Below are 21,377 nucleotides of genomic sequence, written 5' to 3' on the forward strand. Positions count from 1 at the left end.
CATTATTCTCTGTTAGTATATGCAGACTTGTACAAGTTAAGTCCAATTGATTAAAAATAGGCCATCGGGTTCGTCGGGGTGCCGTCTTTACGCACTTCAAAGTGCAGGTGGGCCCCGGTGCTCCATCCCGTTGATCCGACATAACCGATCGTTTGGCCGGCTGCCACTGTTGTATTGACTGCAACCGCCCTTGAAGACATATGGCCGTAAAGCGTTGAAATTTTATTGCCATGGTCGATAATAATGGCATTTCCATAGGCGCCGTACCAACCGGAAAAGACCACCGTACCGGATCCTGCTGCTACAATCTTCGCCCCATATGGTGCACCGATATCGACTCCGGTGTGCAGTTTATACTGTTTTGTTATCGGATGAACCCTGTATCCGAAAGTACTGGTAATATACTTGTATCCTGGAGCAGGCCAGACACTAACTGTCCCAGTAACTCCTCCGGTGTTGTTCTTCTGCAATTCACGGATTTTTGACTCAAGTGCTTTAGAGTCTCTCTCCAGCTTGTCAATTTGTTCGAGCAGCGCTTCCTGATCCTCTTTATTCTCAGCGAGTGCTACTTCTTTTTTTGACTTGCTGCTGTCCAAATAATTCTTAGCTGCTTCCGCCTGTTGTTTTAAGCTCTCCGCCTCATCCATTTTAGCGACTAGGAGTTCCTTTTTTTTATCTAAATCCTGTTTTTGAACACGGATATCACTTAAAATGGTTTGATCATTTTCAACTAGGCAGCTTAGATATTCTACTCTGGAAATGAAGTCGGATAAATCAGTGGATTGGAATAGAACTTCCAGATAGTTTACCTGACCTTCTTCATAGATCGCGCGTACCCGACTGCGCAGAGTATCCTGTCTCCCTTTCAGTTCCTGCTGTTTGGCTGTCACTTCCGTTTGAATCGCCGTTACTTCTTCCTGGGCCTTCGCATGGGCGTTTTCTTTCTGATCCAGATCCACCTCAGCGTCAGAAATTTGCGTCGTCAGTTGCCGGATCTGTTTCTCCATCTGTTGCGCTTTTGTCGTCAGGCTATTCAGGTTTCCTTCCGCGTTTTTCTGCTGATTCAGGATCTTTTCCTGCTGCTTAAGCGCCTCAGACAGTTCATCCGCGGTCACAGGAAAATTGAAGGTAACCATTAGAGTTAAAACAATCAGCAAAACAACCGGTCTTGTCATTTTAATCATATTTTACGCCATTCCCCCCCAATAGAACTCAAAGTTCGTTAACCTCGACGTCTAAAATCATAAAAAACTGATTTTAAAGGTTCAAAAATTTTCGTACAGAGAACGCACTTGCCAGAAATCCCATGGCAACCCCGCCCAGAACCATCAGCAGAAGCACATTGATAATGAACTGTTGACTGCTGACAACAGGCAGGAAACTCAAGGTCGAGATAATATACTGCAGGAGCCAGGTATAGGTAGCCCCAACCAGCGCAACAGCCAGGATTGCCCCGACCATACCGATGACGATCCCTTCGATGATAAATGGCCAACGGACAAAGGATTTGCTGGCGCCAACCAGGCGCATGATTTGAATCTCTTTCTCTCTGGAATTTACATTGGTTTTAATATTTAAAACAATTAAGAGGAAAGAGGCACAAGCAAATGCGGCAACAACGCCAATCCCGACCCAGCGAAGCCACTGAGTAAAGACAATCAGTTTCTCAACAAAGCCCTGCCCATAACGGACTTTCTCGACTCCGGTCAGCCCGCTTACCTGGGAAGTAATCTCTTCGACGAGACGGGCATCGGTCGTTGTAATTGTAATCTTATCCGGAAATGGGTTCACTCCGCCCAAATCCTCCAGAAGAGAGTCGGAACCCATGGATTCCTGAAACTCTATAATAGCCTGATCTTTAGTGGTAACGGCAACGGTTGCGACACCTTCAAGTTTTTGAATCTGACTTTTCAAATCGGTAATTTGTGATGTCTCCAGATGATCATTTAAAAACACGGCAATTTCTACCTGAGATTCAAAGGTCTCGGCAATGTTCGATGTGTTGACTAAAAAGAAAACCGAATAACCAACGATTGTTAAAGAAATCATCACCGTTAAAATGGATGCGGCACTGAGCCAGAAGTTTCTTTTCAATGATACCAGAGACTGGGTTAGAACATATTTTGCTGAGTTAAGTGACAATTCTGTATGCCCCCTCTATGCTGTCATCAACAATCTTGCCTTCTTCAATCCTTATTACCCTCTTATTCATTTGTTCAATAATGTACCTGGCATGTGTTGCCATCACGACCGTGGTACCCAGCTTGTTGACGTGGTTAAGCAGTTCCATGATACTCCAGGAAGTATCAACATCAAGATTCCCTGTAGGTTCGTCCGCAACCAGCAAAGCGGGTTTGTTGACCAGCGCCCTGGCAATGCAGGCGCGCTGTTGTTCGCCTCCTGAAAGCTCGGAAGGAAAGGCATTCTTTTTCTTAGCAAGTCCAACCAAATCCAAAATCGTATTCGTATTCTCTCTGGTTTCTTTCATACTTTTACCAATAACCTGCTGGGCAAAAGCGACGTTTTCAAATACGGTCTTTGCCGGAAGCAGCTTGAAATCCTGAAAAATAACACCAATTTTTCTTCTGACCAATGGCACATGGCTGGAAGACATTCTGACAAGATTGACATTATCGATGAGTACCTGTCCCCTCGTAGCAATTTCTTCCCGGTAGAGCAGTTTGATCAGTGTCGATTTGCCGGCCCCGCTGGCCCCAACCAGAAATACAAAATCTCCCTTAGCGACATCAAGGTTGACGCCGAACAGAGCGCGGGCACCGTTCGGATATATTTTGGAAACATTCTTTAGTTTAATCATTCATTGTCCTCCGGAAGACCTATTAACATTTATCTCTTCGACATTTTGTGTTATTTTCCTGTCTAAGACAGCTAAAAAAATTAAACATTTCCTGAAAAATGGCAAGATCTCAGGAATGCATTCCACAATTATTAAACGATAGTGTAAAAAATAAATATATTGACAAATAACAACAGAAATATATTTGATTTCTTTAGGCTATTTTCTGATCCAAATCTTCTTACTATTTTATCGGTAATTAAAAGAACAAATTGAGCAAAAGTAAAAAGCAGAATACTCTTTTGGGGAATATCCTGCTTTTATTTATCCTGCAACTCTTTATTTTTTGGCAATCACTCGTCTTACAGCTTCAACAATGTCTTTCGCTGTAAGATGATACTTCACCAGCAGTTCATCCGGGCGTCCGGACTCTCCGAAAACATCATTGATCCCAACCCGGCAGAGCGGGACAGGACAATTTTCGCTTAATACTTCTGCCACTGCACTTCCGAGTCCGCCAATAATGCTGTGTTCCTCCGCCGTGACAACTGCTCCTGTTTGTTGCGCGATCTGAATAATGGTCTGTTTGTCCAGTGGTTTAACAGAGGCACAATTGACAACCGCGACATCGCAGCCCTGCCCGCTGAGTTCATTCACAGCCTTCAGCGCTTCCGCTACCATGAGCCCGTTTGCGATAATGACAGCATCTTTGCCGTCTTTCAGGACATTGGCCTTGCCAATCTCAAACTGATAGGAAGATGAATCAAAGAGCACGGGCAGTGCCAGTCTTCCGAGCCGGATATAGACAGGTCCCTGGTATGCTGCAGCAGCTTTGATGACCTGACTTGTTTCCTCCGCATCAGCAGGAACCAATACCGTCATATTTGGCACGGAACGCATCAGCGCCACATCCTCCACAGCCTGGTGGGAGGCACCGTCTTCACCTACACTGATCCCCGCATGGGTAGCCGCAATCTTCACATTGAGCTTCGGATATGCAATGGAATTCCGGATCTGTTCAAAAGCTCTTCCTGTTGCAAAGATTGCAAAAGTGCTCGCAAAGGGAATTTTGCCCGCTGCTGCCAGCCCGGCCGAGACTCCCATTAAATTTTGTTCGGCAATGCCTATATTGATGAAACGTTTCGGAAATACCTTGGCAAAATCGGCTGTTTTAGTTGACTTGGACAAGTCGGCATCCAGAACCACAATATCCTTGTTTTCTCCGCCAAGCTGCACGAGTGTTTTGCCATAGGCATCTCTCGTCGCTATTTTTTCCGCTTTAATCAGATCAAACATCTCAGCCATTAGTTTTCACCTCTCAGTTCAGCCAGGGCAGCTTCCGCTTGTTCAGGGCTGGGTGCATTTCCATGCCACCCCGCCTGGTTTTCCATAAAAGATACCCCTTTCCCTTTAATGGTTTTGGCGATAATCATCGTCGGTTTGCCCTGGACCTGCTTCGCTGCTTCCAGGGTATCCGTCAATGCTGAAATGTCGTGGCCGTCAACCTCCAGGACATTCCATCCAAAGGCTCCCCATTTGTCGGAGAGCGGAGAAGAATTCATGACTTTCTCCGTCTCCCCGTCAATTTGAAGACCGTTAAAGTCCAGGATGCCAATCAGATTATCGAGCTTATAATGGGCTGCTGCCATTGCCGCTTCCCAAACCAGGCCCTCATTCATTTCCCCATCACCTACGAGACAATATACTTTGTATGTTTTTTGATCAATCTTGCCGGCAAGCGCCATCCCAACTGCAGCTGAAATGCCCTGTCCCAAAGAACCGGTGGACATATCAACTCCCGGAACCTTTTTCATATCCGGATGCCCCTGAAGAAAGTGTCCGGTCTGCCGTAAGTGCTGCAGCTCCTCGCGCAGGAAATATCCCTTTTCAGCCAGAGCTGCATAAAGTACAGGGGCAGCATGCCCCTTACTGAGCACAAAGCGGTCCCGCTCAGGCCATCCAGGATTGGCCGGATCAATATTCATGATCCGGAAGTATAAGACGGCAAGGATATCTGCGGCCGAAAGGCTGCCGCCTGGATGCCCTGATTTAGCTTTTTCCAGCATTTCGATGATGTCCTGACGTATCCTGCAGGCGATTTCTTTTAAATCTGACATGGTATAAAGCTTCCTCCTTTGCTTGGTCACAATTTATTTATTCTGTCCGACAATTTGCTGAAGATAAGCCGAAATATACGGATCAATTTCCCCATCCATCACCGCATTGACATTCCCTGTTTCATAGCTGGTCCGATGGTCTTTAACCATGCTGTAAGGATGAAAGACATAGGACCGGATCTGGCTCCCCCAGGCGATATCATTTTGCTCCCCACGAACCTCAGATATTTCCTCTTCCTGTTGTTTTCGCTTTAATTCTAAAAGCTTGGCCTGAAGAACCCGCATGCAATAAGCCCTGTTCTGAATCTGTGAGCGCTCGCTCTGACATTGAACAATAATTCCGGTAGGCAGGTGTGTGATCCGTACAGCAGAATCCGTCTTATTGACATGCTGTCCGCCGGCTCCTCCTGAACGGTACGTGTCAACCTTTAAATCTTCCGCATCAATGGTTATCTCTGCATCATCAGTGACTTCAGGAATCACATCGACAGAGGCAAAGGAAGTATGCCGCCGTCCGGAGGCATCAAAAGGAGAGATACGAACCAGACGGTGTACCCCTTTCTCACATTTGGCGTAGCCGTAGGCATTCTCCCCGACCAAGGAAAATGTTACACTTTTAATTCCTGCTTCTTCTCCCGGGAGAAGATCGAGTGTCTCGACTTTAAATCCCCGGCGTTCACCCCAGCGTACATACATCCTGTACAGCATTTGCACCCAATCCTGGGATTCGGTTCCGCCTGCGCCGGAGTGCAGGGTAATGATCGCATTATTACGGTCATAAGGTCCGCTGAGCAAAATCTCTAGTTCCAAATCAGCAAACTGGTTTTTCAATTTAACAATGGTGTTTTCAATTTCCGATTCCAAAGAAATATCGTCTTCCTCCACAGCCAACTCCCAAAGTGCAGCGATGTCCTCGATCTGATCCTGGAGCTGTTGATGGACCGTCACCTTATCCTTCTCACGGGTCAATTCCTGCATGACTTTTTGCGCTGAAGAAGGATCATCCCAGAAACCGGGTTTGTTGAGTTCGTCCTCAAGCTTGGCAATCTTTATCTGACGGCCAGCAACGTCAAAGGGAAACCCTCAAATCTGCTAAACGCATTTTTAGATTCTCAATTTCTTTTTTCCAATCGGCAAGCATTTTTCCACCCCTAGATTATTTTTTCCACTGCTTATTAAAGTAAAACAAATCTGTTTTGTCAACATTTTATTTAGCTGTTGATTCCGCAACATTTCTTATATTTCTTCCCACTTCCGCACGGGCAGGGATCATTGCGGCCAATATGTTCCCCAATTTTGCGGGGCTTCTTGGCCTGTTCCTGTTCTTCCTCATAACGGTTCTCGGAGACTTTTTGCGCCTGTTCCGGAACTTGCGTCGTAATCCGAGGTGTTACTCTTAAGATATAAGTCGAAACGTCCTCCTGGATGGATTCTACCATACCCTGGAACATATCAAAGGCTTCATTCTTGTATTCAAGGAGCGGATCGCGCTGTCCGTAAGCTCTTAAGCCAATCCCTTCCCGGAGGCTGTCCATCGCGTCAAGATGTTCCTTCCAACGGGTATCTACAACCTGCAGAGCCACTGCTCTTTCAATTTGGCGCATCAGGTCCGAACCGAACTGGGATTCCCTGATCTCGTACAGTTCATGCACCCTGTCGGTCAATAGTTCTTCAACTTCTTCTTTGGCTAAATTGCTAATCTGTTCGGGGGTAAAGTCATGATCAGGAAGAATGACATTGTCGACATAGTCCAGAAAACTGACCAGATCCCATTCTTCCGGATACGGGCTATTTCCGCTGTAACGCGCTGTGGTGTCGGCTATGACTTTTTCGATCATATCCATTACCTGTTCTTTCAGGTTTTCTCCTGTCAGAACGGATCTGCGCTGCGAGTAAATAATCTCACGCTGCTTGTTCATAACATCGTCATAATTCAGCACGTGTTTGCGGATGTCAAAGTTTCTGCCCTCGACTCTCTTCTGGGCTGTTTCAATACTGCGGCTGACAATTTTGGATTCGACAGGAACACTGTCGTCCATACCCAGTTTGTCCATTAGCCCGGCAATATTGTCACCGCCGAAAAGCCGCATCAAATCATCATCAAGTGAAATATAGAACTGGGAAGACCCCGGGTCGCCTTGACGGCCGGAACGTCCTCTCAGCTGATTGTCAATCCGGCGAGATTCATGTCTTTCCGTGCCAATGATATGCAGTCCGCCAAGTTCCTTTACGCCTTCCCCAAGAACAATATCTGTTCCTCTGCCTGCCATATTGGTTGCAATGGTTACCATACCCTGTTCCCCCGCCTTGGCGACGATCTGGGCTTCAAGTTCATGAAACTTCGCGTTCAGCACCTGATGTGGAACACCTTTCTTTTTCAGCATGTCGCTGAGCTTCTCGGATTTTTCAATCGAAATCGTTCCAACAAGTACTGGCTGGCCTTTGGCATTCTTTTCCGAAATATCGTTGACTACGGCGTCAAACTTGCCTTCTTCCGTCCTATAGATAACATCAGGCAGATCCTGTCTGACCATCGGAAGATTCGTGGGGACTTCTACGACGTCCAACCTGTAAATATTAATAAATTCCTGTTCTTCCGTCTTCGCGGTACCGGTCATGCCACCAAGTTTCTTAAACATCCGGAAAAAGTTTTGAAACGTAATTGTTGCCAGCGTCTGAGATTCCCGCTCAATCTTGACATTTTCCTTGGCTTCAATCGCCTGGTGGAGCCCCTCGCTGTACCTGCGCCCGAACATTAAGCGGCCCGTAAATTCATCGACAATAATGACCTGACCGTCTTTCACCACATAGTCGCGGTCAAGCTTGAACAGGGTATGCGCTTTCAAAGCCTGATTGACGTGATGCGCAACTTCATTGTGCAGATCATCGTATAAGTTATCCACCCCGAGCATTGTTTCAACCCTAGATACCCCATTCTCCGTCAGCGTTACAACTCTGTCCTTTTCATTGACATGATAGTCTTCCTCCGGCTTAAGGCGGGGGACAACCTTCGCAACCCGGAAGTACAGTTCAGTGGGCTTATCAGCTTCTCCGGAAATGATTAATGGCGTCCTCGCTTCATCGATCAGAATCGAGTCTACTTCGTCCACGATCGCATAATGGAGCTCCCGCTGGACGACAGCGGCAGGATTGACGGACATATTGTCTCTCAGATAGTCAAATCCGAATTCATTGTTCGTGCCGTACGTAATGTCGGCGTTATAGCTTGTCCGCCGCTGTTCGTGTGTCAGACCATGAACAATCAACCCGACGGACAAACCGAGAAAATCATACACCTGGCCCATCCAGTTGGCGTCACGGGTGGCAAGATAATCGTTAACCGTCACAACATGGACGCCCAAGCCGGTTAAGGCATTTAAATACGTAGGCAAGGTTGCAACCAGCGTTTTGCCTTCCCCGGTCTTCATTTCGGCGATCCTTCCATCGTGTAGGACCATTCCGCCTATAAGCTGAACATCATAGTGCCGCTGTCCGAGAACTCTTTTCGAAGCCTCCCTGACGACAGCAAAGGCTTCCGGCAAAAGATCATCCAGCGTCTCACCCTGTTCCAGTCTTTCTTTGAATTCCACTGTCTTTGCTCTGAGTTCGTCATCAGAGAGTACCTGTATGGAAGGTTCCAACTGATTAATTTTTTCAACTTTCTTTTGGTACTTTTTTATATCTCTGGCGTTGTCATCAATCAAATCCTTTAAAAAACCCATTTTGGTCCACCTTTCACCTTGCGCGGTGTGCTTAATATGATTATTTTATCACTGTCTTACTGAAGGTTCAATCTAAGCAAAAAGATGTCCCGCTTAGGCGGGACACTTTTTTGCTCAGGATATGCGATTAATAAACCTGAGTCGTTCAGCCGTTTTAGTATTCTGGCTCCAGTAGGCCGTAGCCACCGTGTTTACGCCGGTAAACAACATTTATCTGCCCCGTATCTGCATTGGCAAATACAAAAAAATTATGCCCGATCAGGTCCATCTGCATCGCTGCCTCGTCAACCGACATAAGCTTAGCTGAAAACTTTTTTGTTTTAACGATGCTGTTATTGTCAAAGATTTCTTCATCATCCTCGAGGATATAGCTCGGCTCCTCCTTCGTGGATTTTATTCTTTTTTTCCCAATACGCTTGCGGTATTTTTCCATTTGGCGTTCCAACTTATCCACTACCAGGTCGATGGAGGAATACATATCATCTGTTTCTTCCTCACCTCTGAGAAGAAATCCGTTTAGCGGGGCAGTAACTTCAACTCTCTGACGTTCTTTTTCTACGGACAGCATGACTTGAATATCGAGAAAATCATCGGAGTACTTCTCCAGCTTACGGACTCTTTTTTCTACATAATCCTTTAACGCGTCCGTCATTTTCATTTGTTTGCCTCGAACATTGATATTCATAGTCTCAACCCCTTTCGCCTGATATAGTATTATAATTCATCTTTTCTTATTAAATTCCTGCCAAATTTTATCTTTGTTTAGTGATATTATTACCTCAACGAACTGAAAACATCCTGAGAAGCAGTATCTTGTTAACCTTAAAATTTTATATGACGGCGAGCAGATTTTCTGCAAGACAACGCAGTATTGCGAAAAATCTGCTGTCAGGATATATGAGATTTAGGGTTAACATGATACTAGCGTTTCGGTTTGTTGAAGTTATACACAACAAATTGTGGATAATGTTGATAACTTTACTTTTTGGCGTATATTTTCATTTTTATTGGTGGATAAAATTGTGAGCAGTCCATCGATTAGTACGAAGGTCCTATTTTTGTCTTCATTCTGCAATTTTCTGCAAAAAATAATTCTTATGCGGCAAATTGTCTCATTCTTCTTTTCCCGCGCCAAGACAAAAAGCATAGACTTTCTTTACCCCATTCTTTTTCAGTACCCCGGCACATTCTTCTAGCGTCGAGCCTGTCGTCACAACATCATCAACCAGCCAGACAATTTCCCTGAGATCACTGTAACCAGGTTTGACTGAGAAGGCATCCCGGAGATTCCGCAGCCTTTGCCTGCGTCCCAGGGTAGTCTGAGGAATTGTATCCTTTATTCGGTCAAGCAAATTCTGATAAGGAATTGCCAGCTGCCTGCTGATGATTGAGGCCAGCACCTCTGCTTGATTGAATCCTCTTTGGGCCAGCCTGTCCGGATGCATCGGCACCGGAACTACTGCGTCAGGAGGAGGCAACCAGCGGATAACCCATGGAATGATCACTTCTGCCAGAGACGTTATCAAATATGGCTGTCCCTTATATTTAATTTGCTGAACCAATTCTTTCCAGGCACCTTTGTAATAACCCAGACAGGTTACCTTATCCAATCCTTCCGGCCCCTTTCCTGTTTCACAATTTCGGCAACGTGTTTTGGTCTCTGCAAGAATTTTGCCGCAGGAACCACAGCGAGGCAGATTCGGAAAGAAATACGCCTGCTGACAAATCAGACAGACCGGTTCTTCTGATACATTGCCGCAAAGCAGACAATACGTTGTCTTCTCATACCACAAAAGCACTGCGTTTTCTTTAAGTCTCAAGAATAAATCAACCATTCAGACATCCCCATTCTTCAGCCAGCCTGTTCTGGTCCTGAATCCAGCGGTTGGCCTGGATCATGGCCTGGGTTTGTTCGGCATAAATAAAGACGGCTCTTCCAAACGGACATTCTGCGCTCCGGCCTGTTCTGCCGGCCATCTGGACCAAAGCCCTCGCATCATAGAGCGTATGATCCGCAAATAAAACTGCAACCTGTACACCTTTAATGGTTATGCCTCTTTCTAAAATGGATGTACAGACAAAAATATTAATATCGCCCTGCCTGAAAAGTACGATCTTTTCTCTCCTCGCAGCATCCGAGCTCCAGCTTCCCTCCACGCGCAGATCACTAAAAGCCATTTTCAGCACACCCGTCCATTCTTTAACCAACGCAACTGTGGGGACAAAGACCAGAATCGGACCGTCCGCAATCAATTTCAGCAATACTTTTTTCAATTCAACCAGTGAACGATCCCTGGTCAGTTTATTTTTTTGCCATTCGGGGACCGGAACAGGAAATCCATGATGTCTTACAGGGAGTCTGACGATCGCACATTTCTGGCTCTTGACCCGTAACAGGATTTCTGCTGACGGTGTCGCTGTAAGACAGATAATTTGTCCATCTGGTCTCAAAGCCTGTCTGATCCCATATTCCAGGACGCTGCTTCCTTCATACGGATAGGCGTCAGTCTCATCAAGGATAATCAGGTGAAAAGCCCGATAAAATCTCAGAACTTGATGCGTTGTTGCGACGGTTAGCTTTGAGGGCTCCATATCCTGCGGCAGCGCTCCGCTTAAAATTTTGATATTGTATTCCGGAAAATTTTTCTGCAAACGAGGCTGAACATCGTGCACAACGTCCTGTCTGGGTGCCGCAAAAAGAACCTTTTTATTCTGACGCAAAAAACTGTCGATCAAAGGGAAACAAACCTCTGTTTTTCCAGCACCGCAGGCAGCCCAAAGCAGCGTTTCTTGTGCTTTTTGCCGGTGCACCTGCTGCCAAAGCTCTTCGGCTGCCTTTTCCTGCGCAAAAGTAAATTCCAGGCTATAACTCCGGACAGTTTGATCTGGTTTACACTTATCCGTATCCACCTGTGTTTGACCCGGAACATCGACGGAATGGAGCCTAAAAAGAATTTGCAGAGAATTGAGCGGTCCAATTTCCCGACAGTCAAGGCAGGTATATGTATCGCCATACAGTGATGGCCATTCTTCATAATGACTGCTTCCGCAGCGCCGGCAGAAATACCTGGATCGAACCTGTTCAAAAATCGGCAGCCACTCTGCATTTCCGCTCTGCACAGCTTTTTGCATGAAGCCCAGAAGTTCCTTCGTACTAACGCCGAGCTTCTTCTCCACAATCCGAAACTCATTTTCGGCGAGTTGCCTGCCCTCCGCTATTCTCAGGAATTTTTGGTACACGGTTTCATTCTGCAGCACTTCGATATTGAATGCCTCCGGCAAGGCCTCCCGGCTGATATCCTGCCACCGAACCTTTTCTTGAACGCCCATATTTTCTTTTTTCATTCGATTTGTTAGCTTTTGGGCAAGCCTGTTTTCAAAGTCCCTGTCTATAACTGGTGCTGATGGCAGAGCTGGTGAAAATGGCTGCGTGGCTGGTTGTGTCGTTGGTTTTTTATCAGGCAGCCCTGCAGTGACGGCCAGCAGCTTTCCTAGCGGTAACCCCGGGCTCAAATACCTCGTCCACCCTCCCAGGATTAGGCCCGCAGAAGGCAGCGGAGAAAAACAGAATTCTCCATTGTCTTTGGCTAATATGTAAAAAAGCACGCTTTTGTCCTTATCCTTTCTGAGTATATTGAACCGTCAGGCCAGGAAAACGTCTTTCCAGACGGGTCTTGGTTCTTTCCTGCTCGTCTTTAGGAAGATTGGCATTCTCCTGCGACAAATCTATGCTGACAATTATTCCCTCCTGCCTGTTTCGTGTTTTTCTGACCATATAAATTTCTTTTTCAATATCCTCATGGTCAAATTCCTTGGCCTCAATAGCCAAAACCGCATTGTCAGTGATTGTCTTCACCTGCCGCGTGTTGTTTGTTCTAAAGGCCTCAATCCGTTCAGACAGGGCATCCGGAAGCTCCCACTCATATTGTCCTGCCCATAACCAAAGAATAATCAAACCTACCGCCAATACACCATAAATAAGCATCATGTGCCTGACCTGCCTTTGCCGTATAATCATTAATTCTTCTGATTATTTCTATCATATGCTTCAGCTAAGCAAGGCGGTTCTGATCTTGTCCTGATTTTCTGTTTTTTCCCCGGTATTGAGCCCGACCAGCAGCCAGAATAAGATGCCGATAATCCCAAAAGACATATCCACATCAATCAGGCTGTGCAGTCCCAAAAATAGAGCTGCTGCTTTCGTACAGATCGTTCCAAGGTCATCTCCATTCCAAAGGTCCTGGACAAAACTCCTGAATCCTTGCCGTGCCCAAAGCATTAATAACAAAAGAGCAATGATCCCCTGATTTAAAAGCACCCGGCAAAATGAAGAATGGGTATCCAATGTCCAATAAGGGGTGGTCTGAATAAAGGGAAAACCGAGCCATCCTCCCGCCCGCGGCAGAAAATATGCATCTCTGGCAAGCCGGATACTATCAGCATAATACGTAATTCTTTCCGCCATGCTGGTATACGTCCAGGAACTTAAATGGCTGAATGGCACCTGTATACTCGAAACTGCAGGGTATAGGACAATGATCAAACAAGCAAGAAGTATTATTCTGACTGACGCCTGAGAACGCTTTTCGGTTACAGTTCTGATGCTATCCATATTTATAATATTTTTTTGAGTTAAAGCTCTTTTTTTTAGCAATAGAATCGGGATAAACAACAAAAGCAGCAGTATCGAAGCCCTTGATCCAGTGGATAGGATACTTATTCCCAGCAGCAGCAAGAAAAATGGGTTAAATCCCCTTTTTATCAATATTACCATTAATTGGCACCCAAGAAAAGCTGCAGCAGAATTCGGATATCCGAAACAGAAGGCATAGCGCCCTTCTTCCGGCGGGCCAGGCGGCAGCCAGATATTCTCACTTCCGGGCAGCCAGGACAGTACCACCGCCAAAATTGTCAACCATATCATTCTGTTTAAAAACCTATTTGCCCCCCCGGCAGCCGCCAGCTGTATTCCCCACAAATAGGCAGATAAATATACCAGCCAGCGGAACGCTTCCAGCCAGCCATCAATTGCCCTGACTGGACTGAATAGTCCCACCAGCGAAAAAAGGCTCAGCAGCAAAAAAATGCTCACCGGATTCCGAAATTTTTTTTTGGCGGCGATAGTTGTAAGACAAACTTGTTTCCAGTGAGCAATCGTGTAGAATATCAAGACAGCACCCAGGACAAGCCACTCTCGGATAAAAAAAATCCCGTGGCATATCATACCCAAAAACATAAACACACTTAGGAAATTTTCTGTCCTCCCATAATTCACCTTAATCCTCCGCAGGACTTGCAAGTCCAATCATATTTCTCTATCATATTTATAACAGCAGAGAAATATTATGCCAAAGGCTTTGGAGGAGGCAATCTATGTCGATTAATGTTCTTCATCTGATTGGAGGCGGCGAGATCGGAGGGGCTGAGCAGAACGTTCTGAATCTCCTGAAAAATCTGGACAGGCAAAGCGTAAATCCTTTTCTGGGTTGTCTGACCAAGGGCTCCGCGCTGGCACCATGCGCACAGTCTTTCGGCATCCCGTCTGAAATATTCCCCATGCAGTTCCCTTTTGACCTCTCCCCTTTGCCTACCATTATTGCTTTCTGCCGCAAACATAAGATTGCGTTAATCCATGCCCATGGCACAAGGGCTAACCTTCTGGGGCGGACCGTCGCGAGACTCACCAAGATCCCCTGCATTTCAACCATCCACAGCCTGCCGGAATACGATTATCCGTCTTCCCTCAAAGGCAGGATTTCTCTCTGGGTCGATAATCTCACCCTGCACTGGTCTGCCGGCATTATTGCGGTATCCGTCAGTCTCAGCCAATCCGCTGCCATCCGACTGAACAGGAAAGGATTAACTTTGCCGGTGAACGTGATCTATAACGGTAGTGAAATATTTTCATTCACTCAACCAGACCAAATGCTCAAAGCCTTCCGTGAACAATGGTCAATCCCGGATCATTGTCTTGTCATCGGAACGATTGGTCGTCTGCACCCGGTGAAAGGGCAGTTTTACCTGATTGAAGCGATGAAACTGCTTACTGCGGAAATCCCTGACCTTCATCTGCTCATCATTGGTGAAGGTCCTCTTCATAATCAACTGACCGAACAACTGAAGCTTTCCGGACTTTCATTTACGCTGACCGGCTACCTGCCTTCAGCCTGGCAGGCCCTGCCGGCAATGGATTTGTTTGTATTTCCTTCTCTGAGCGAAGGAATGGGACTAGTTTTACTGGAAGCCGCTCAAGCCGGAATCCCGATTATAGCTTCCAAGGTCGGCGGGATCCCTGAACTTCTGGAAGACCACAAGGAAGCCCTGCTCGTTCCGCCGGCTGACCCTGCGGCGATGGCGCTGGCCTGCAGCAAGGTGCTCAAGGACAGGGCTTTTTCTGCCGAAATGACTGCCAGGGCTAGGCAAAAGGCCAGCCTGTTTTCCATTGAAAAAATGGTTCAGGATACAATAACTTTTTATGAAAAAATAATAAGCTAAGTGCGCTGTAAACGGTCACTTAGCTTTCGTATATTATCTGAGTGAGTTATTTTCCTAATCGATTAGAATCATATTTATTCCCTATTAGAATCATCCGGTCAAGATTAACCGATATGAACCGTTTTTATTTATCAGATTCCGGGAAATATTTCTGTTTCAGAACCCTTAGAAGGTACAGTGGAAGTACAACTTGCCTTTTTATCCGGCCCGGTTCGCTGATCAGCCGGTAAAGCCATTCCAGTCCGGATTCCCGAAATACCCCGGGGGCACGTTTCACTTCTCCGGACAGTACGTCGAATGACCCCCCGATACCCATACTTACTTTAGCCAGCCCTGCGTGTTCATGATTCCAGTATTCCTGTTTGGGGGCACCCAAGCCAACCAAAAGAATATCCGGTGCAAAGTGACGGATCTGCCGGATGACCTCCGGCTCTTCTGCCTGCGTAAAAAAACCATGATGACACGCCAACGCTATCCCCGGGTACCGCAGGCTCTGCTGCCGAATAACTTTTTCTGTAATGCCCGGCTTCGCGCCCAACAGAAATACTCTCCATCCGTGACGGTTGCTTTCCCTTAATATCCCTGCTGTCAGGTCGATGCCGGTTACTCTTTCTTTGACTGGAAGGCCAAGTTTCCGGGCAGCCCAAACTACGCCGACCCCATCCGGTACGACAAGACCGGCTGAATTGATGACTGCTAGGAGATTGGCGTCATGTTCAGCTTTGTAAATTAATTCGGGATTTGCGGTCACAATCCGGAGTTGCTGCCCCAGCAAAATCGTATTTTTGATAGTTTCAAGGCAGTCCTGCAAACTAGCCGGATCAATACGCGTTCCCAATATTTCCAATTGTTTCATTTTTGTCCCCGGGATTCTCACTTGAAACTGTTTTTAAGGACTTTGCCCGTCCCTAAAGCGACACAGGAAATCGGATGATCGGCAAGGGTCACAATGAGTCCCGTCTCCTTAGAAATCCTCAGATCCAGGGAATTTACCATCGATCCTCCGCCGGTAAGTACGATTCCCCTGTTCATAATATCCGCAGCAAGTTCCGGCGGTGTACGCTCTAAAACATCTTTAACTCCGGCTACAATCACTTCCAGCGATTCTTCCATCGCTTTATACGTCATTTTTGAATCTACCATGATGGTCTTCGGGAGTCCGGTGATGAGATCTCTTCCTCTGACATCGATCTCCGTGTTGTCTGCTTTTCCTTCCTGAACGGCGCAGCCGACTTTGATCTTGATATCTTCCGCCGTTCTTTCTCCGATCATCAAATTGAATTCTCTGCGAATAAACCTGATAATCGATTCATCCAGTTTATCCCCGCCCATGCGGATGCTTTTTTTGGTTACGACCCCTCCCAGGCTGATTACTGCAATATCTGTCGTTCCACCGCCGATATCGACGACCATGTTTCCTTCGGGGCCGTATATGTCCATACCGGCCCCCAGGGCAGCTGCATAAGGTTCCTCAATTACTTTGACCTGTCCGGCACCGGCTTTCATAGCGGCTTGTTTTACAGCCCTTTCTTCAACTTCGGTGACTCCGGACGGTATACAGACAACAACTCTATTTTTAATAAAAGGCCAGTTTTTTATTCCCGCTTTTTTGAGTAAATATTTCAGCATGATTTCGGTGGTCTGATAATCTGCAATGACGCCATCCCTCATCGGCCTGATGACCATAATGCTTCCGGGAGTCCTGCCAAGCATCATTCTGGCCTCTTCGCCGACCGCAATTCTTCTACCTGTGTTCTTATCAATCGCAACGACCGAAGGCTCGTGCAAAACGATACCCCTGCCTTGTGCATAGACCAGAACACTCGCCGTGCCTAAATCGATCCCAAGATCAGTCCCAAACATCAGGTGCTGCCCCTTTCACTTCACGATTCTATTGGCTTGTCCCATGAAAATAAGAAAAACCTGGCAGACGCCAAGCATTTACATGCCGGGCGGCAGCCAAAATTGAATCTCCCTGGAGGGGAGATTCTTTTTATAACTTTGCTCATATTATTCGATGTAATTTTATGTTTTCCTCTTTCTTTCCGTTTTTTGCGACCTATTTTTCTGTCTGTCTTTTAGGAGCTAATCCTCCGTATGCATATATTTTTTCTTGGTTGCTTCTCCTCCCCGAATATGCCTCTCGGCTTTATTGCTTTCAAGGACATGCTTGACCTGAGAGGAAAGTCGTTTGTTAATCAACGGCAATCTTTCCGTTACATCTTTATGTACCGTCGACTTGGATACCCCAAATATTTGCGCGGTCTGCCGCACTGTACAGCTCGATTCTATAATATAGTTGCCAATGTCCAAAGCTCTTCTTTTGATATGTTCCTGCACTCTCCCTCTCCCCTTTGTACCTGCAATGTTTTAGTTCATTTATATGCTGGTACAAATGAAAAAGACATCCTAAAGAGGATGTCCCTTACTGGTAAATAATGTACACTGATTTGCAGGCAGGCCGCCTTTTTCCTAAATCAAACCCGCTATGGCCTTTCAGTATGGTCTTCCCCTGTTTCTGATCTTTGAGAAAAGCATTAAACAAGAAGGTATTTATGCCTTTGGTATTGCCCCATTTACTATTTTGACCTGAGATTCCGAGGCAACCGACCCCATAGAATCTTTTTCATATTCAAACATATCATCAATTGACTTAAGAAATTTGGCAGAAGCCTCGCCATGGCTTCCAATATAAATTCCTGCTTCGTGGAACCAGGAATCCTCTTTCGAGTTCCACGGATAGACCTTCATGCAACGCCCGCAGAAAACACCATCTTCGTTGGTTGCCCTGAATATAGTACACTTCTTCATATCACTATTCCAGCGAAGGTAACCGTTATGCTCGATTGATCCGCGTCCAGGGTAATTGCTTGGGCTTGGGCAATTTTCAGCACATTTTTTGCAGATCCTGCAGAAGTCCAGAAGCTCGAGATCTATTGGTTTATCCGGAGCTAGCAGCAAATCGGTAGTGACGGCATCCACTTTGTGTCTGAATCCCAAACGGGGATGAACTGTGCAGTCTCCGGTCCGGTATCAGTAAATCTTTTCAAGTTTTGTCCCTTGATAATAATGTCCCAGGATTTCCATGTACGATTCGCCTTTTAGAGCCAGGTCATTGGCCCCGTATTGTGACATTCCGACTCCGTGTCCTTTGCCGTACGTAACAAACTCAATTTCTGTTCCGCGGGTCTCCCATTCAAAATCGGTTGAGGAAAGCTGAAGCTTGCTCCGCAGTTCCGTTCCCTTGAAAACTTTGTTTCTGACAGCCAGTGTCTTTACCCGTCCGGCTTTCGTCCTTTCAATCAAGATGACATCGCTGTCCGAAAACTTTTCCGGGATCTGGGTGAAACCAAGAAGCTGATAAAATTCAGCACACTGAAAGATCTGATGTTTGACGAACCGTAGTGAATCACTTTCCCCGGACGGCACATTTTTGAGATAATCCAGATCAGTACTCCAAACGTCTCCAGCCTGCTCAGTCTTTTTCCGGCCGCAGCTGCTGTAGAAAAACGCATTAATCATTTTTCCCTGATACGTAACAACCTTCCCCCGTGTAGCTTTAACCGCATCTGCAATTTTGCGCTGGTATTTCCAGTAGTTGATGATTCCCCATTTTGTCCGCATTTCTTCATTGGTATTCCAGGCCTGCGTATTGACAGTGGTGTCCACATCAAAGTCGCTGCCCGCAGCGGATTCCATCCTTTTCAGTACATAGGTCCTGGCGGCAACAGCCTGGGCCTTTAACGCCTCTGCTTCAAACTGGGCAGGCATTTCGGCTGCAACTACCCCGACCAGGTATTCCTCTATGGGTATTGCTCTGATCTGGCCGTCTGCCAGTTTAACCCTTACCGGTATTCCCGGATCGTCCTGGTCTCCACCCCCAAACCAACTGATAAGCACGGGCAGTATTCCTACAAAAAAGATAACGGCCATGACAGCGGCCGTTATTGTTTTCATTCTTTTACTCACGTTTTGGCCTCCTGCGCAGTACAAGCATATCCTATTTGTATGCACAGGAGGGCAGCGATATGATACAAACGAAGTCGGTTATTCTTCTTTCGTGATATTGGCACCAATACCCCTTAATTTAACTTCAAGGTATTCATAACCTCTTTCAATATGATGGATCTCTCTGATTTCCGAGGTGCCATTGGCCGTCAGTGCTGCCAGAACAAGGCCCGCTCCGGCCCGCAAATCACTCGCACTTACGGTAGCGGGATGAAGGTTTTCCACTCCCTGGACAATCGCACTTCTGCCCTCAATCCGGATATCTGCGCCCATTCTTTTCAGTTCTTCGACATGCATGAATCTGTTTTCAAAAACGGTCTCTGTAACCATTGAAGTTCCATGGGCCCGTGTAAGCATCGCCATGATCGGCGCCTGCAAATCGGTTGAAAACCCCGGATGCACTTGGGTCTTAATGTCTACGGCATGATAGTTCCCTTTGCCAATGACTCTTATGCCGTCATCTTCCTCTTTATATACCACGCCGGCTTCATCAAGTTTGGCCAAAAGCGAAGTCAAGTGGACAGGGATGACGTTCCGCACCAAGACTTCCCCGCCGCAGGCCGCAGCCATCAAGATGTATGTTCCTGCTTCGATCCTGTCCGGTATAATCGTATGCGTGGTTCCATGAAGTTCTTTGACCCCTTCAATGTTAATGATATTTGTGCCTGCGCCGCGGATTTTACCACCCATTTCATTGATAAAATTGGCGAGATCAACAATTTCGGGTTCCTGAGCAGCATTCTCAACAATGGTCGTACCCTCAGCGTTTACTGCAGCCATCATGATATTCTCGGTTGCTCCAACGCTCGGAAAATCCAGATATATTCTTGCCGCTTTCAGTCTGGAGGCCGAAACGTCCAAAAAACCATTATCCATACGGACCTGGGCTCCCAGCAGCTCCAAACCTTTAATATGCCAGTTGATCGGTCTGGACCCGATTGCGCATCCACCGGGATGAGAAATCCTGATTCTGCCCTTGCGAGCAAGCAAAGGACCCATAATAAATATGGATGCTCGCATTTTGGATATAAGATCGTAAGGAGCCTCTATGTTTTCGATATCCCTGTTTTCAATATGTAATTTCTTGTTCTTTCTTTTAACCTTTCCCCCCAGAGATTCGATAACCTGCCCCATGACTTGAACGTCGAGCAGATCGGGGGCTTCCTCCAAAATAATCTTATCTGAAGTCAGCAGACTTGCTGCAATGATCGGTAATATGGCGTTCTTTGCCCCGCTGACATCCACTTTCCCTTCCAGTTCTCTTCCGCCTGTCACAACAAATTTGCTCAAATTATTGTCATCTCCTGACCTATTTCTAAACTACGATTATATCATGATCCGGTCCAAACAATCCAGTATTAATCATCCCATATCCGGTTTTCCATTTCAACAGTAATAGTTCTTTTCTACCGGTCTGTTTTCCTGCAAGCAGGAAAGAAAACTTATTCGTACTATGTCAACCTTAAAGTTATTGTATACTATACTTCCTCGAGGAGTGCCGGCAGCGCAAGTACAGTCCTTCCACCATTATCTCCGGATTTTCTGGTCACCGCCTGTATATTGATTGTATCCTTCCCGGCTTTAATACCCTGGCCTGATCCCCAGGTATAACCGGACAGAGCATACAGCGATGGAATATCCGTTTGTTGAATAATGCTGACAATGTTCATTTTAAAATAACGTTGGATATCAATTTCCTGATCAACGCTTTCTTCAAGGTATACTTTTGTTTCCCGGCTGGATAATCGAAGGTTCAGTACTTCATACGTGTTGAGAACATCACCTTCCTGGTCTTGATTAATTTCCAGCTCTGCGCTGTACTGATAGGCCGTTCTGTTGGCAAAGTCGCTCAGGACAGCTTTATTCCACAGCAAGCCGCTTGACTGCAAAACATTTTCTATTTCCTTCTGACTGCTGCTATCTTCCGTCCAGATAATATATTTTACCCGGGCATTTTGGCAAGATGCAAGTCCCGAATGAAGAAGCAGCACAAGATTTCTGTCAGGATTGCTTTGGGCTTTAATGCTACTGGCAATCCCGGCTGCTGATCCTGATAAGACGATAATGGTCAGGGATATGAACAAACAAAGCAAGGTCTTTTTTCCAGACACGCTCTCTCACTCCAGCTTACTGATTTTTAGTTGTCATTCCTGTCTTTAATTCAAATGTCATCAACTATTAATAGTTTGACCAAAGTGGAGATTCCCAAAACATAAGAGATTTTTTTAGATTTTTTAG

At 46.2% G+C, this 21,377-nt stretch carries 19 protein-coding genes and 1 pseudogene; 1 reads left to right on the forward strand and 19 read right to left on the reverse strand.

The features are described 5' to 3' along the window. Nucleotides 1-50 precede the first annotated feature (50 nt). The 12 genes from OKX56_RS04715 to OKX56_RS04770 all read right to left on the reverse strand — a co-directional run bounded on the left by OKX56_RS04715 (nucleotide 51) and on the right by OKX56_RS04770 (nucleotide 13,911). A complete protein-coding gene (locus tag OKX56_RS04715) occupies nucleotides 51-1,184 on the reverse strand; it encodes a murein hydrolase activator EnvC family protein (protein WP_019224966.1) in 1,134 nt (377 codons plus the stop codon). A 73-nt stretch (nucleotides 1,185-1,257) separates the two neighbouring features. Then, nucleotides 1,258-2,142: a permease-like cell division protein FtsX gene (gene ftsX / locus OKX56_RS04720; protein ID WP_019224967.1), complete on the reverse strand. Its 885-nt coding sequence runs from the start codon at nucleotides 2,140-2,142 to the stop codon at nucleotides 1,258-1,260. Then, nucleotides 2,132-2,818, reverse strand: a complete 687-nt coding sequence (gene ftsE, locus OKX56_RS04725; protein ID WP_019224968.1) for a cell division ATP-binding protein FtsE — start codon at nucleotides 2,816-2,818, stop codon at nucleotides 2,132-2,134. Before ftsE ends, ftsX begins: the two co-directional genes overlap by 11 nt. A 318-nt stretch (nucleotides 2,819-3,136) precedes the next feature. Further along, the gene (locus tag OKX56_RS04730) at nucleotides 3,137-4,102 is read right to left on the reverse strand and encodes a transketolase family protein (protein ID WP_019224969.1); all 966 of its coding nucleotides are present in this window, start codon (nucleotides 4,100-4,102) and stop codon (nucleotides 3,137-3,139) included. Further along, the gene (locus tag OKX56_RS04735; RefSeq protein WP_019224970.1) at nucleotides 4,102-4,914 is read right to left on the reverse strand and encodes a transketolase; all 813 of its coding nucleotides are present in this window, start codon (nucleotides 4,912-4,914) and stop codon (nucleotides 4,102-4,104) included. The genes OKX56_RS04730 and OKX56_RS04735 overlap by 1 nt, the downstream gene beginning before the upstream one ends. Nucleotides 4,915-4,947: 33 nt before the next feature. After that, nucleotides 4,948-6,055, reverse strand: a protein-coding gene (prfB, locus tag OKX56_RS04740; protein WP_141690633.1) for a peptide chain release factor 2 whose coding sequence is annotated in 2 segments (ribosomal slippage) — nucleotides 4,948-5,985 and nucleotides 5,987-6,055 — 1,107 coding nt in all. Because the reading frame shifts where the segments join, the coding sequence is not laid out codon by codon here. Between the two features lie 70 nt (nucleotides 6,056-6,125). Continuing rightward, nucleotides 6,126-8,636 (reverse strand): preprotein translocase subunit SecA, encoded by a 2,511-nt coding sequence (secA, locus tag OKX56_RS04745; RefSeq protein ID WP_019224972.1) that lies wholly within the window; start codon nucleotides 8,634-8,636, stop codon nucleotides 6,126-6,128. 154 nt (nucleotides 8,637-8,790) lie between these two features. Continuing rightward, nucleotides 8,791-9,321 (reverse strand): ribosome hibernation-promoting factor, HPF/YfiA family, encoded by a 531-nt coding sequence (gene hpf, locus OKX56_RS04750; protein ID WP_015044892.1) that lies wholly within the window; start codon nucleotides 9,319-9,321, stop codon nucleotides 8,791-8,793. Between the two features lie 427 nt (nucleotides 9,322-9,748). After that, entirely contained in the window at nucleotides 9,749-10,471 is a 723-nt protein-coding gene (locus OKX56_RS04755) for a ComF family protein (protein WP_019224973.1), read from the reverse strand. Beyond that, entirely contained in the window at nucleotides 10,464-12,149 is a 1,686-nt protein-coding gene (locus tag OKX56_RS04760; RefSeq protein WP_242836979.1) for a DEAD/DEAH box helicase family protein, read from the reverse strand. Before OKX56_RS04760 ends, OKX56_RS04755 begins: the two co-directional genes overlap by 8 nt. Before the next feature lie 103 nt (nucleotides 12,150-12,252). After that, nucleotides 12,253-12,624, reverse strand: a complete 372-nt coding sequence (locus tag OKX56_RS04765) for a hypothetical protein (protein WP_019224975.1) — start codon at nucleotides 12,622-12,624, stop codon at nucleotides 12,253-12,255. A 60-nt stretch (nucleotides 12,625-12,684) separates the two neighbouring features. After that, nucleotides 12,685-13,911 (reverse strand): O-antigen ligase family protein, encoded by a 1,227-nt coding sequence (locus OKX56_RS04770; protein WP_025206217.1) that lies wholly within the window; start codon nucleotides 13,909-13,911, stop codon nucleotides 12,685-12,687. A gap of 98 nt (nucleotides 13,912-14,009) precedes the next feature. Here OKX56_RS04770 and OKX56_RS04775 point away from each other — a divergent pair, with 98 nt between their 5' ends. Further along, the gene (locus OKX56_RS04775; RefSeq protein ID WP_019224977.1) at nucleotides 14,010-15,131 is read left to right on the forward strand and encodes a glycosyltransferase; all 1,122 of its coding nucleotides are present in this window, start codon (nucleotides 14,010-14,012) and stop codon (nucleotides 15,129-15,131) included. 124 nt (nucleotides 15,132-15,255) lie between these two features. On the opposite strand, the gene OKX56_RS04780 is transcribed toward OKX56_RS04775, so the two are convergent. The 7 genes and pseudogenes from OKX56_RS04780 to OKX56_RS04810 form a co-directional block, all read right to left on the reverse strand. Further along, nucleotides 15,256-15,987: a WecB/TagA/CpsF family glycosyltransferase gene (locus OKX56_RS04780; protein ID WP_019224978.1), complete on the reverse strand. Its 732-nt coding sequence runs from the start codon at nucleotides 15,985-15,987 to the stop codon at nucleotides 15,256-15,258. A 17-nt stretch (nucleotides 15,988-16,004) separates the two neighbouring features. After that, nucleotides 16,005-16,994, reverse strand: coding sequence for a rod shape-determining protein MreB (mreB, locus tag OKX56_RS04785; RefSeq protein ID WP_019224979.1), 990 nt, complete (start codon nucleotides 16,992-16,994; stop codon nucleotides 16,005-16,007). A gap of 222 nt (nucleotides 16,995-17,216) precedes the next feature. Further along, nucleotides 17,217-17,471, reverse strand: a complete 255-nt coding sequence (gene spoIIID, locus OKX56_RS04790; protein ID WP_015044900.1) for a sporulation transcriptional regulator SpoIIID — start codon at nucleotides 17,469-17,471, stop codon at nucleotides 17,217-17,219. Nucleotides 17,472-17,684: 213 nt separating this feature from the next. Continuing rightward, nucleotides 17,685-18,161 (reverse strand): annotated as a pseudogene (locus tag OKX56_RS04795) (hypothetical protein); the annotation flags it as partial. 3 nt (nucleotides 18,162-18,164) lie between these two features. Continuing rightward, nucleotides 18,165-19,100 (reverse strand): stage II sporulation protein D, encoded by a 936-nt coding sequence (spoIID, locus tag OKX56_RS04800; RefSeq protein ID WP_019224981.1) that lies wholly within the window; start codon nucleotides 19,098-19,100, stop codon nucleotides 18,165-18,167. Nucleotides 19,101-19,178: 78 nt separating this feature from the next. Further along, nucleotides 19,179-20,429 (reverse strand): UDP-N-acetylglucosamine 1-carboxyvinyltransferase, encoded by a 1,251-nt coding sequence (murA, locus tag OKX56_RS04805; RefSeq protein WP_019224982.1) that lies wholly within the window; start codon nucleotides 20,427-20,429, stop codon nucleotides 19,179-19,181. Between the two features lie 188 nt (nucleotides 20,430-20,617). Next, on the reverse strand, nucleotides 20,618-21,250 hold the full coding sequence (locus OKX56_RS04810) for a hypothetical protein (protein WP_019224983.1): 633 nt from the start codon (nucleotides 21,248-21,250) through the stop codon (nucleotides 20,618-20,620). Between the last annotated feature and the right edge of the window lie 127 nt (nucleotides 21,251-21,377).

The sequence above is a fragment of the Dehalobacter sp. genome, from assembly GCF_030063005.1.
Lineage (GTDB): Bacteria > Bacillota > Desulfitobacteriia > Desulfitobacteriales > Syntrophobotulaceae > Dehalobacter > Dehalobacter restrictus.

Excerpts from the sequence above, each read along its gene's own strand:
- OKX56_RS04715 (WP_019224966.1), bottom strand. The coding sequence starts at position 1,184 with ATGATTAAAATGACAAGACCGGTTGTTTTGCTGATTGTTTTAACTCTA.
- ftsE (WP_019224968.1), bottom strand. The coding sequence starts at position 2,818 with ATGATTAAACTAAAGAATGTTTCCAAAATATATCCGAACGGTGCCCGC.
- OKX56_RS04730 (WP_019224969.1), bottom strand. The coding sequence starts at position 4,102 with ATGGCTGAGATGTTTGATCTGATTAAAGCGGAAAAAATAGCGACGAGA.
- OKX56_RS04735 (WP_019224970.1), bottom strand. The coding sequence starts at position 4,914 with ATGTCAGATTTAAAAGAAATCGCCTGCAGGATACGTCAGGACATCATC.
- secA (WP_019224972.1), bottom strand. The coding sequence starts at position 8,636 with ATGGGTTTTTTAAAGGATTTGATTGATGACAACGCCAGAGATATAAAA.
- hpf (WP_015044892.1), bottom strand. The coding sequence starts at position 9,321 with ATGAATATCAATGTTCGAGGCAAACAAATGAAAATGACGGACGCGTTA.
- OKX56_RS04755 (WP_019224973.1), bottom strand. The coding sequence starts at position 10,471 with ATGGTTGATTTATTCTTGAGACTTAAAGAAAACGCAGTGCTTTTGTGG.
- OKX56_RS04765 (WP_019224975.1), bottom strand. The coding sequence starts at position 12,624 with ATGATGCTTATTTATGGTGTATTGGCGGTAGGTTTGATTATTCTTTGG.
- OKX56_RS04775 (WP_019224977.1), top strand. The coding sequence starts at position 14,010 with ATGTCGATTAATGTTCTTCATCTGATTGGAGGCGGCGAGATCGGAGGG.
- OKX56_RS04780 (WP_019224978.1), bottom strand. The coding sequence starts at position 15,987 with ATGAAACAATTGGAAATATTGGGAACGCGTATTGATCCGGCTAGTTTG.
- mreB (WP_019224979.1), bottom strand. The coding sequence starts at position 16,994 with ATGTTTGGGACTGATCTTGGGATCGATTTAGGCACGGCGAGTGTTCTG.